Consider the following 10,769-nt stretch of genomic DNA (forward strand, 5'->3'; position numbering starts at 1 on the left):
TTGGCGTGAAGCTCAAGCGCCACGGCATCTACGACGAATACAGCCTGATCGCGCCGCCCACCCATCTCTACGCTCATTACAAGCTCGATGCCGCAGGCATTCGCAGCGTTGCAGAGGCCTTCATCGCAGCCTGATCGTAGCCGCTCTAGTTGTGGAGCCTCAACAGGTTGTCTTCGGACAAGGCGAGTCTGCTGATGGGCGTGTTGTCCTTAAGGCTACCATGGGGTCGGTGCCAGTTATAGCGATGAAGCCAGAGAGGCAGCTCTTCAGCTCTTTGATCGGAGGTGTCGTAAGCCCTGGCGTATGCCCACTCGCGTAGGGCAGTCTGAATGAAGCGCTCGGCCTTGCCATTGGTCTTTGGCGTATACGGCTTTGTGCGGATGTGTTTGAGATGCAATCGCTTGCAGGCCTTGGCGAAGACTCTCGATACATAGCAGCTACCGTTGTCGGTCATGATGCGGGTCACCTTTACGCCGAGGCCCCTGTAATAGGCGATGGCAGCCTTGAGGAAGGCGATGGCGCTGCGCGTCTTCTCGTCGGATTTGATTTGGCTGAAGGCGACGCGGGATGCATCGTCGATGCAGACATGGACGAACTCCCAACCCGGACCGCCGCGCTTGGAACTGCGCCAGGTGCTCTGGCCCGTGCGATCGCCGGTGATGCGATGACCAACCCGCTCGAAGCGGCCGAGCTTCTTGATGTCGATGTGGATCAGCTCGCCCGGATGGGCACGTTCATAACGGCGTACCGGCGGCAGCGGATCCAACGCCATGAGGTTGTTCAGGCCGAGGCGCCTAAGTACACGACTGACCGTCGCGGGCGAGACGCCGACCTCCTTGGCGATGTGCTTTCCGGAACTGCGCTCCCGGCGCAGGGCCTCGATGCGAGCAACGACTTGCGGCGGCGTCGGACGGTACAGACGCCGTGGTCGAGAGCTACGATCCTGCAGACCGGCCACACCCTCGGCTCGATAGCGCGCAACCCACTTGCGCACCGTATGCGGGCAAACGCCTGCGGCACGTGAGGCGGCCTGCGGCGTCTGCCCGCGCAGCACTTCAGCCACAACTCGCTCTCGACCGTGCGGCGTCAGTCGGGCATTCTTATGGATGTTCATTCGGTCCTCCTGCGAGAATCGCTAAAGCTTCAGCAACTTCAGCTTCCTCGCTCGGGACCGAATGAACAACCTCCTGAAAGCTCACATCTAGTTGGTGCTGCTCGAACCATGGCAGTCCCGAAATCCGGTGAGTTTGTGGCCGACAACTCCCGTCGGGCGCTGGTGGCAGTAGCGAAGGAACACTAAATAGCTCCGAAGGCGGCTGGGCATCGACCAGACGATCTCAACATCATCTTCTCCTGCTGTTCGCCGTGCCAGTTCTGGTCCAAGATATGGCGGATCGCAGCAAACCGCTTGCGTTGTGGCGCCCGAGGCCCACTGCTTCCCGATGGAGTTTGCATCGGACCAACCGTGCGCGCTCCCGAACATAGGCGTCGGGGCTTAACCGAAGACGCCAGTCTGAAGGCCGGCGATGTCCGCCTTCACGGAGAACAGTGTTCCGATCTGATATCGGCCCGGGCGGTCCGTTCGCAGCGAGGTGATGAAGAGTGTCTTCAGGTCGCTGCCGCCAAAGCATGGCATGGTCGGCGCCGGCGTCGGCAGCGAAAATATGCCAGCGATTCGGCCGTCCGGGGCGAACTTGGTGAGCCGGCCTGCCGTCACGCCCGCAACCCAGTAGTGCCCGTCGACGTCGGTCGCCGCTCCATCCGGCAAGCCGTCGTCTTCCGTGAATGTCGCGAACCGTCGCGCTGCGGACAGGCCGCCGCTCTGCGGGTCGAAGTCGTAGGACTCCACATAGGGTCCGCGCGTATCCGCGTGATACATGGTCCTGGCGTCGGGGCTCCAGGCGAGCCCGTTCGACACCTTCAGCCCGCTCACCATCCTCGTGCATTGGCCCGCCGGCGTCACCCGGTAGAGTGAGCCGGTCGGCGCGCGGGGCACGCTGTCGTGCATAGATCCGACCAGAAGCATCCGTCCGGTCCGACCTTGCCGTCGTTCAGCCGGTTCATCTCCATCTCGGGTTCCGGGTGAACCAGGAACTCCAGCGTCCTGGATACAGGATCGAAAGATGAACGCCGCTCCGAAGCGCGACCACCAGCCGGCCGCCGGCGGCCACTCCGATGCTGCCGACGGCGCAGGGCATCGGGTAGGTCGCCAGGTGGTTCGTCCGGGGATCGAGCGCGTAAATGCAGGGTGCCAGGATATCGACAAACCAGAGCAGGCGGCGGCCGGCATCCCAGACTGGGCTCTCGCCGATGGCCAGATCGAGATCGATGCGTCGCTCGATGGGTTCTTCAAAGTCGATCGGTCGCATCTCGTCGATATTCCTCCCCCCTGCGCTTTTCAGCTCTTATGATGCTAATTTTGATATAGCAAAACAGGCCGTCGGGTCGAGGATGGTTTTGTCGCTTTATGGGTTTTGGAATAGTATATGCCAGAAGGACGTGAATGAGCGTCCGGACGATCGCCGTCGCGAACGACCAACCAGCAAGGCATCATGACCACTCAACCGGATGCACAGGAAGCTGACGACAGCCTGGCGCTCAATCGGGACAGCCTTTCGGAACGGATCTATGGCCGGCTGCGCCTGGCCTTGATGACGGGGCAATACGAACCGGGCTCCAGGCTGAACATTCGAAAACTGGCGCTGACATACCAGACCTCGCCGACGCCGGTGCGGGAGGCTGTCGGCCAACTCGTTCGCGAAGGCGCGCTCGAGCTGAAACTGGGTCATCAGGCCCGGGTGCCGGTCATCTCCATTCCCCGATACATCAACATCCGCGAGACCCGCGCCCCGCTCGAGCGGCTCGCGGCGGAACTGAGTGCCGTCAACATCACCACGAACGACATTCGCAGGCTGGAGGATCTGCACAGGGCTTTCGTAGAGGCGGAGGCCGCCGAACAATGGAAAGCGGCTCTTTCGGCGAACCAGGAATTCCATTTCACGATCTACCGTGCCTCGAACAACGACGTCCTGGTTCGCGTCATCGAAAATCTCTGGCTGCTTGCCGGTCCCTTCGTGACCCACCAATATCCGAGCATCCGTCAGGCCTCGTCTGACGTGCATCCACATCTGCTGATCATCGATGCGCTTTCCCGTCGGTCTCCGTCCGAAGCGGGTGAACTGGCGGTGAGAGACCTGAGGGAGGGCTCTTATCGCATCCTTGAGCAGCTCAAGCTAGCCCAGGTCAATTCAGGGAAGGCGACCCGCCTTCGGTCGAAGGGCTGAGCCGGTCCGCGCCAGGATCTCAGCCGCTGCTGTCGGCGGGACGGGCCTTGAGCTTTTCCGCGCCGATGGCCGCATTGTGCTCGTACATCTTCGCCAGCGCGCCCGGTTTCACGCCGATCTGGCGTACGAAGCTGCCGCGCTCGGGCGGAATGTAGACCTCGGCCGGCTTTTTCACGACGGCGTCGAGAATGGTCCGAGCGACGTGCTCGGCGGGAACCGGATTGCCGGCGAAGGCAAGCGCCATGGCGTCGTCCTCGGCTTCCTTCTCCAGCATGGGGGTTTCGGTCGCAGTCGGATAGACGATCGTGAAGCGGACCGGGCTGCGGCGCTCCTCGATGGCCAGCGCATGGTGGAAGGCCCGCAGCGCGTGCTTGGCCGCGGCGTAGCTCGCTATGCCGGGGAAGGGCAGGAAGGCGACCATGCTGGCAACCGTCACCAGATGGCCGGAACCCTGCGCCTTGAAGCGCGGCAGCCCGGCCAGCATGCCGATGGCCGCGCCCATGAAATTGGTGTCGAGCGTGTGCCTATGCTTCTCGATCGGCACATCGGCCGCAAAGCCGGTGTGGACGATGGCTGCGTTGTTGATCAGGACATCCAGCCGGCCGTGCTCCGCCCAGACCTCGTCGAGCAACGCGTTCCAGTTTTCCTCTGATCGGATATCGAGGCGCTTGGCGGATGCATTGGCGCCGATCTCGGCCGCCGTCGCGCGGGCTCCAGCTTCGTTGATGTCGGCCAGAATCACCTTGTGGCCGGCGCCGGGGGCCAGTCTTGCCGTTGCCGCCCCGATACCGCTCGCGGCGCCGGTGACCAGCATTGCCTTGGGGTTATGTTTCCTGCTCATTGTGGAAGATGCCTTCGTTCCAGTCCCGGGCGACGTTCAAAAATATGTCCGGATCGAACCAGTGACCCGGTAGGACGGATCGACAAGGTGGATGACCCGCCATTTGTCGAAGGTCAGGCATGGGTGCGAGATACCGAAGCCTCAGATCGCCGACGCGCAGCGGCGAGCCGGTCGGCACCGAAAGGTGGCAGTGCTGGTCTTTCAGCCTGGTCACGACATGCCCCGCCGGCACCGTCTGGGGCGCTGTCATGCTGCCATCCGGCCGGTACCAGCTCAGCGCTAGCGGCAGGTCGTCATAGGAGATGTCACGCTTGCCGAACCCGACGATCGCCTTGTCAGCCTCCGGCCGCGACTGCGCATAAGCCCAGATCTCGAGCGCGGGTTGCAGACCGCCATGCGAGTCGGCAAGCGCGCTGTTGCGCTCCCGCATCGCGTCCATGGCGCGAACGTAGAGCACAGAATCATGCGTGATGTAGCAGCCCGAGCGCAGCAGGATCCGCGTCTCGCGGTTGAGCCTGGCCGCTGACAGATGCGCGGCGACAACGTCGAAGAAGGATGATCCGCCCGCCGAGAGCAGCACCGTGCCTTCGGCGAACAATCGTTCCGCAGCGCATCTTTCGGCAAGCTCGACCATCGAGCCGAGCAGGCTCTCCACCTGCGCCAGCGTTTCGGTGTTCGACGATCCTCGAAGGAGCCCCTCGAAGCCTTCGACACCGGCGAGCGCCAGGATGCCCGACGCATGCACGGCACGGGCGAGGGTGATCGCCTGCTCGACAGTGCGGCACTCGGTCCGCCGGCCGGTCGAGGTTCGCTGCCCTGGCCGCCAATGCCAGGGCTTCCACGTTCCACAGATCGTCCACTAGGCAGAAGAACTCGAAGGCCGGATCATTCGCCAGTTCGCGCATGACATATTCGATCGCGCTTCTGCCGATCAGCTGGTTGGCGAAGAATATCCTCCAATATCCGAAGGCGCGCGCGACCTGGATCTGATGCGGCGTCGCGACCGTGATGGCCCAGGCGCCGTCGTCAAGCTGCATATCGAAAAGCGCCGGGCACATTGTCGTCTTGCCGTGAGGGGCAAGAGCCACGCCGCTGTCTTCGAGAAAGGATTTCATCCATTCGCGGTTATGGCGGAGCGCGTCATGTTTGATGACGGCCGCCGGGAGCGGAATGTCTTCCCGCAGCAGGCTCCATTTCCGGTCTGCGACCGTGTCGATCGCGACCTCGGCGACCGTTCCGGGGACGCCCTTGTCGAGCGGGCTGAGAGGCGGATGAGCGGTCTTCATCGTTGCCGAAGCTGTCATGTCGTCGATCCGAAAGCTCTTGATATATCGTATTGCAAAATTGCCGTGCGTTGCAAGTGGCGTTGATGGGCCGCTTCGGCCTCAGCCCTCGGAAACAGGTCGCGGTGGAGTGACGATCCTGGCGGCAGCCGACGCCTGCGGATCGCGGCGATTATCTCGTCATTTCGGCTTTGCGCATCCGGGCGATGAGCGATGTGCGGTTCCCGACATCGAGCTTTGCGAACAGGCTCCGCAGATGGGTCTTAACCGTGGGCAGGGAAATCGTCAGCTCCTCGCCGATCTCCTGGTTGGTCAGACCCCTTCCCACCAGCTCGGCGATTCCGATTTCCCGCTTCGACAGCAGGAATTCCCTTGCGAGCCTCCTTCGGCCCCGATCGCGCATCACCCTTGGGTGAAGCGCGAGACTTGCCTCGACATAGCGCTGCATGCTCTCGGCCAGCTTCCAGGCCTCCGGCGACACGCAATCCTGTTCGTTCCTCGCCACAAGTCCCAGCCCGGCGACCGCGCTGCCCTCATGCCAGAAAACCATCTCCAAGGCGTCTTTGATCCCGCTCAGCGCCATATATGGCCGGTACAGTTCGAGAGCCTCGCTTTCGCAGCATGCGCGCTGCAGGGTCTGGGTGCGCGCCTGCCGGCTGATCATCCGCACGGGGCTGCACGGGTCATGTGCGTAAAAGGTGGACTGGTAGATGTTGAGCCGATCGAGGTCGACAGCTTCGCATGCCGCTATCTGCATGCGCATGCTCTCGTCGATCCAGTAGAAGATCGAAGAAGGTATGTGCGTCTCTTCCATGGCGAACTGCAGCAGTTCGACGATCGGCCTGGCCTCCTCGCCGTCCGAGACAAATTGGGTCGCGGTCATCCTGCGCCTCGACTGCATCCGGTTTTTCTGCGTCGCAAGATTGCGTTCGATCAGAGGTCAAATCAACATTTTCCGCCGCGATCTGAAGTTGGCCAAAGGAGATCATCCTTTCGGACGATTGACCCGGCGAACCCCCTCGATGCCAAGATGGAGCATTCCCGAACGGCGGCCTGCCGTGCCCGGGAATCCACCCTTCCGCCGAAAACAACCTGCGCCGATCCAGGCCATGCGGGGAGAGTTGAACTTGTCCATCGCGCCACGAAGCGGCGAGGTTCCGCCCAACGTCTTTCGCGGCGACATGACGTTCCGCAATTCGGACGCCGGCATTCTGCGCTTTCCCTTTCCCCTGGACACCGACCGTTTCGAGATGAAGGGGGTGGGGGTCGAGCCGCAGGATCGAAACGGGCCGACCGCGGCTTACAGGTCGCTGTTCGATATCGATGAGCACTATCTGGACGAGGTCGCCGAACGGGCATTCGTCCTCGATCAGGACCGCTCGCGCTATCATGTCCTGCCGCACATGGAAGAGGCGCAGTGGGAAGCGACGGACTACATTATGCGTGCTTTGGCGCGGGACTTTCCGGCGCATTTCTCCTATCGGCGCGAGGACAGGAACTGCCGGTGGGAGAACCGTCTGCTGGGAGAGCGGCGGGATTTTACCTTTGGCCGGGCCGAGACGCTTCCCTGCGAAGCGTTCGAATACATCACCCGCCAAACCCAGGGCGACTTCGTGCTCATGGATCAGCGCCAGAGCACCCTGTGGTTGGATGGTGGCATGGTGACCGCTCCCTATGGCTGGTCGTTCGACTTCATCCTGGGTATGAACTGGCATGACTGGCATGGAACGCTGGTTGGAGCCGTGGCGGAAAGCCGGGTTATCGACCAGGCGCTGCGCATGACGATGATGCTATCGGCCGAGGCGCCGCAAAGGCGGGTTACTTGGGTGCACGCCGTGCGGCCGCGCCTCGACAAGTCGCTGGAGAATAAGATCGTCTGGCAGCACGACGTCGATGGCGTCACGGCGGAGACGGTGCCCGACGACATCTTCGTGCGCAGCGAATTTCAGCAGCTCTATCGCGTGCCGCGCAGCAACGCGATCATCTTTGTCCTGCGGAACTATCTCTTGTCGCTGCGCGATGTGGCGCGGGTGCCGAAATGGGCCGCGCGCCTGCACCGGGTGCTGCGCGATCTCGATCCTGGCCTTGCACGCTTTTCGAACATCCACTTCCGGCGCGAATGCGTCGACTGGCTTGTGCGCTTCGACGATGGGCGACCTCTGTCGCCAGGCGCCGGGCCCGACACAGACCGCCTGGAGCCACGCCCTTGACCATCGGGATCGAGAGTTCCTCCAAGCCTGCCTACGGCACGCTGGCCTGGAAGCCCGCGCGACAGCAAATCTTGGTCTCGGACGAGGCGGGTATGACCGCGATCGAGCGTCTCCTGGCAATGCCATGGCCCGCGAGCACCGGATCGATCTGCGTCCATGTTCTGGGGCGCGAGAACCGGATCGGGTCCTTATTGAACGCACCCGGGATAGAGTTTGGTCTGCACCTCGACGAATGCGCTTTCTGCGAAGTGCTCTCGGCTCGCATGGATGCGATGCCGGCGGCTGCCCGGCTCTATGTCGCCGGTACGGAATCCTTCCTCTCGCTTGTGCGCCGGCAGGCGCGCGACCGAGGTCTTGCCGCCGATGTTATGCTTGCGGAACAGGCAGGCGCCGGCGCGCGGCGTGCTCAATGCGTGCATTGCAAGACGGTGTATGACGGCATTGCCCGCCGGGCCTTCGACTGTCCCCGTTGCGGCGTGACGCTGGTCGTGCGGGACCACTACTCGCGGCGTATCGGCGCCTATCAGGCGGTCGTTCTTCACCCCTCGGATCCCAACGTGCCCGCCTTGCGGCAAGAGCCTTTCTGATGGATCTTGCCGACAAGGGATTCCTCAAGCTGAGGCTGGCCGGTATCGAGACCGTCGCCGAGGGCGTGAAGAGCTTTTTCCCCGAACATGCGCAGGGGCTAGATCTGCCGGCATTTTCGCCCGGGTCCCATCTCGTGCTGCTGCTCGACACCGGTGGGGGTATCCGGCGCAACGCCTACTCGCTGACCAGCGACCCCGATGATCGCCGCCGCTACGGGATTTCGGTGCAGCATCAGCCTGATGGGCGGGGCGGATCGCGGTTCCTGCACGAAAGCCTTGGCGTCGGCGACGAACTGACCGTTCGCCGGCCCTTGAACTCCTTCCCGGTGGACCGGCTGGCAAGGCGCCATCTGCTGATTGCCGGTGGCATCGGGATCACGCCGTTTCTGAGCATGGCACGCGAGCTCGATCGCCTGGGCGAAGCCTTCGAGCTGCATCATTCGGTCCGCTCGGCCGGGGATGCGCCCTTCGTTGCGACGCTTCGCGCCCGTTATGGTGCGAAGCTGCATCTCCACGACAGCGCCGCTGGGACACGCCTCGATCTTTCCGGTTTGCTGGCTGAGCAGCAGGCCGGCACCCATGTCTATGTCTGCGGGTCCCCGAGGATGATGGATGCGGCGATCGAAGCAATCAGTTCCGTGGGCTGGCCGCAATCATGTTTCCACTCGGAACGGTTCAAGGCAGCGGTGGGAGGCGCGCCGTTCTCGGTCGTGCTGGCGGGAAAGGAAGAGCGCGTCATAGAGGTTTCCTCCGACCAGTCGATGCTCGAAGCGCTGGAGGATGCGGGCGTCGAGGTCGATTCCATGTGCCGTGTCGGAGCTTGCGGCAAATGCCGCCTGAAGGTGCAGAGCTGCACGGGCGGGATCGTCCACAACGACCACGTCTTGGACGCGACAGAGCTGGCGGAAGGAACCGCCATCATGCCCTGCGTCTCAAGAGTGCTGGGGGGCCAGGTGACGGTGGAGGCATGAGCCATGCGCCGGGGCGCCGGGTGGGGGCGGATTGGTGCGTTCTCGGGGACTGTTCGCCGCCTCTCGGCCGTGTTTGAAAGTGCGAAAAAAATCGGCTAAAAACGCGCCGCGCCGTAGCCAGCTGGGCCGATATATCCTATCAGGAGCCGGCGTTGATTATCGGCCCGAGAGGCTGACCCCTGATTGCGCGCGAGACAGGCAGATCCGGCTGATACGGCAGGGCTGCGGAGCGTCGCAAGCCGCGCAGGCGGATGAAAGCGTAAGGAGATTGATGGAATGTCGTACCCCGAACATGTGCTGCTGCATATTAACGGCGAGTGGAAGCCGGCTGCGTCGGGCAAGACCTTGCCGATCATTAATCCCGCCAATGAGACCGTGCTGGGCAGGCTCGCCCACGCCGAAATAGCGGATCTCGACGAGGCGCTTGCCGCGGCGGAAAACGGCTTCCAGCTCTGGAGCAGGATTTCGGCCTTCGAGCGCTACAAGCTGATGCGCGCGGCTGCCGTCATCGTGCGGGAGCGCGCCAATATCATCGCGCGCATCCTGACCACCGAACAGGGCAAGCCACTGGCCGAGGCGAAGATGGAAACCCTCGCGGCCGCCGACCTGATCGATTGGTTCGCCGAGGAGGGACGCCGCACTTACGGGCGGGTGATACCGGCACGCGCCGGCGGCGTCAGTCAGATCGAGGTCAAGGAGCCGGTCGGTGTCGTGGCGGCCTTTTCGCCATGGAACTTTCCGCTCAACCAGGTCGTGAGGAAGCTGTCGGCGGCACTGGCCACCGGGTGCTCCATCATCATCAAGGGATCGGAGGAAACGCCGGCTTCCCCGGCGGAGCTGGTCAGGGCATTCGTCGACGCCGGCATTCCGCCGGGCGTGGTCAACCTCGTGTATGGGGTGCCGGCCGAGATTTCCGCCTATCTCATTCCGCATCCGGTCATCAAGAAGATCTCGTTTACCGGCTCGACCGCAGTCGGCAAGCAGCTGGCTTCGCTGGCAGGGCAGCATATGAAGCGCTCCACGATGGAGCTTGGCGGCCATTCTCCGGTCATCGTCCTGCCGGATGCCGATGTCCAGCGCGCCGCGAAGGTGATGGCGGGGTCCAAGTTCCGCAATGCCGGCCAGGTTTGCGTGTCGCCGACGCGCTTCCTCGTCGACCAGGGCGTCTATGACGAGTTCGTCGAGGTCTTCACGAAGGCGGCCAAGGCGATCAAGGTCGGCGACGGGCTTGCCGAAGGCACGACGATGGGCCCGCTGGTCAGCGAGCGGCGCGTCGAGGCGGTGGGCGCTCTCGTCCAGGAGGCCGTGCAGGCCGGCGCCGAGGTGATGACCGGCGGCAAGCGCTTGGGCAATGCCGGCTACTTCTTCGAGCCGACCGTTCTTTCGCGGGTTCCGAAAACCGCCCGGATCATGAACGAGGAGCCGTTCGGACCCGTCGCCTTGATGGTTCCGGTCAATGGTCTTGATGAGGCGATCGAGGAAGCCAACCGGCTCAGCTATGGGCTGGCGGCCTATGCCTTCACGCGTTCGGCCGACAATGCCGCAAGGATGAGCAGCAGCATTCGCTCGGGGATGCTCTCGATCAACCATCTC

Annotated in this window: 12 protein-coding genes and 1 pseudogene; 7 read left to right on the forward strand and 6 right to left on the reverse strand. The window is 63.1% G+C overall.

Annotated elements, in window-relative coordinates; translation table 11 throughout:
* Nucleotides 1-134, forward strand: a pseudogene (locus EOA27_RS42010) (transketolase); the annotation flags it as partial.
* An 11-nt stretch (nucleotides 135-145) separates the two neighbouring features.
* On the opposite strand, the gene EOA27_RS08085 reads toward EOA27_RS42010, so the two are convergent.
* The 3 genes from EOA27_RS08085 to EOA27_RS43115 form a co-directional block, all read right to left on the reverse strand.
* The gene (locus EOA27_RS08085; protein WP_126062163.1) at nucleotides 146-1,114 is read right to left on the reverse strand and encodes an IS481 family transposase; all 969 of its coding nucleotides are present in this window, start codon (nucleotides 1,112-1,114) and stop codon (nucleotides 146-148) included.
* A gap of 381 nt (nucleotides 1,115-1,495) precedes the next feature.
* Nucleotides 1,496-2,026 carry an SMP-30/gluconolactonase/LRE family protein gene (locus EOA27_RS43110; protein WP_348639855.1) on the reverse strand — a complete coding sequence of 177 codons (531 nt, stop codon included), beginning with the start codon at nucleotides 2,024-2,026 and terminating at the stop codon, nucleotides 1,496-1,498.
* A 34-nt stretch (nucleotides 2,027-2,060) separates the two neighbouring features.
* A complete protein-coding gene (locus EOA27_RS43115) occupies nucleotides 2,061-2,369 on the reverse strand; it encodes an SMP-30/gluconolactonase/LRE family protein (protein WP_348639856.1) in 309 nt (102 codons plus the stop codon).
* 183 nt (nucleotides 2,370-2,552) lie between these two features.
* Here EOA27_RS43115 and EOA27_RS08095 point away from each other — a divergent pair, with 183 nt between their 5' ends.
* Nucleotides 2,553-3,284 carry a GntR family transcriptional regulator gene (locus tag EOA27_RS08095; protein ID WP_127255880.1) on the forward strand — a complete coding sequence of 244 codons (732 nt, stop codon included), beginning with the start codon at nucleotides 2,553-2,555 and terminating at the stop codon, nucleotides 3,282-3,284.
* 19 nt (nucleotides 3,285-3,303) lie between these two features.
* On the opposite strand, the gene EOA27_RS08100 is transcribed toward EOA27_RS08095, so the two are convergent.
* Nucleotides 3,304-4,125, reverse strand: coding sequence for an SDR family oxidoreductase (locus EOA27_RS08100; RefSeq protein ID WP_126062162.1), 822 nt, complete (start codon nucleotides 4,123-4,125; stop codon nucleotides 3,304-3,306).
* Nucleotides 4,109-4,870, reverse strand: coding sequence for a hypothetical protein (locus tag EOA27_RS41480; protein WP_210211339.1), 762 nt, complete (start codon nucleotides 4,868-4,870; stop codon nucleotides 4,109-4,111). The genes EOA27_RS08100 and EOA27_RS41480 overlap by 17 nt, the downstream gene beginning before the upstream one ends.
* Nucleotides 4,871-5,114: 244 nt before the next feature.
* Between EOA27_RS41480 and EOA27_RS41485 the strand changes: the two genes are divergently transcribed.
* On the forward strand, nucleotides 5,115-5,495 hold the full coding sequence (locus EOA27_RS41485) for a hypothetical protein (protein WP_210214142.1): 381 nt from the start codon (nucleotides 5,115-5,117) through the stop codon (nucleotides 5,493-5,495).
* An 85-nt stretch (nucleotides 5,496-5,580) separates the two neighbouring features.
* On the opposite strand, the gene EOA27_RS08110 is transcribed toward EOA27_RS41485, so the two are convergent.
* Nucleotides 5,581-6,291 carry a LuxR C-terminal-related transcriptional regulator gene (locus tag EOA27_RS08110; RefSeq protein ID WP_189476419.1) on the reverse strand — a complete coding sequence of 237 codons (711 nt, stop codon included), beginning with the start codon at nucleotides 6,289-6,291 and terminating at the stop codon, nucleotides 5,581-5,583.
* Between the two features lie 244 nt (nucleotides 6,292-6,535).
* Between EOA27_RS08110 and EOA27_RS08115 the strand changes: the two genes are divergently transcribed.
* The 4 genes from EOA27_RS08115 to EOA27_RS08130 form a co-directional block, all read left to right on the forward strand.
* Nucleotides 6,536-7,618, forward strand: a complete 1,083-nt coding sequence (locus tag EOA27_RS08115) for a DUF3445 domain-containing protein (RefSeq protein ID WP_245491050.1) — start codon at nucleotides 6,536-6,538, stop codon at nucleotides 7,616-7,618.
* Nucleotides 7,615-8,205: a dimethylamine monooxygenase subunit DmmA family protein gene (locus tag EOA27_RS08120; protein ID WP_126062160.1), complete on the forward strand. Its 591-nt coding sequence runs from the start codon at nucleotides 7,615-7,617 to the stop codon at nucleotides 8,203-8,205. Before EOA27_RS08115 ends, EOA27_RS08120 begins: the two co-directional genes overlap by 4 nt.
* Nucleotides 8,205-9,176 carry a PDR/VanB family oxidoreductase gene (locus tag EOA27_RS08125; RefSeq protein WP_127255882.1) on the forward strand — a complete coding sequence of 324 codons (972 nt, stop codon included), beginning with the start codon at nucleotides 8,205-8,207 and terminating at the stop codon, nucleotides 9,174-9,176. Before EOA27_RS08120 ends, EOA27_RS08125 begins: the two co-directional genes overlap by 1 nt.
* Nucleotides 9,177-9,452: 276 nt before the next feature.
* On the forward strand, nucleotides 9,453-10,769 hold a 1,317-nt coding region (locus EOA27_RS08130; RefSeq protein ID WP_145970290.1), incomplete at its 3' end, for an NAD-dependent succinate-semialdehyde dehydrogenase.

The organism is Mesorhizobium sp. M2A.F.Ca.ET.037.01.1.1 (assembly GCF_003998075.1).
Classification (GTDB): domain Bacteria; phylum Pseudomonadota; class Alphaproteobacteria; order Rhizobiales; family Rhizobiaceae; genus Mesorhizobium.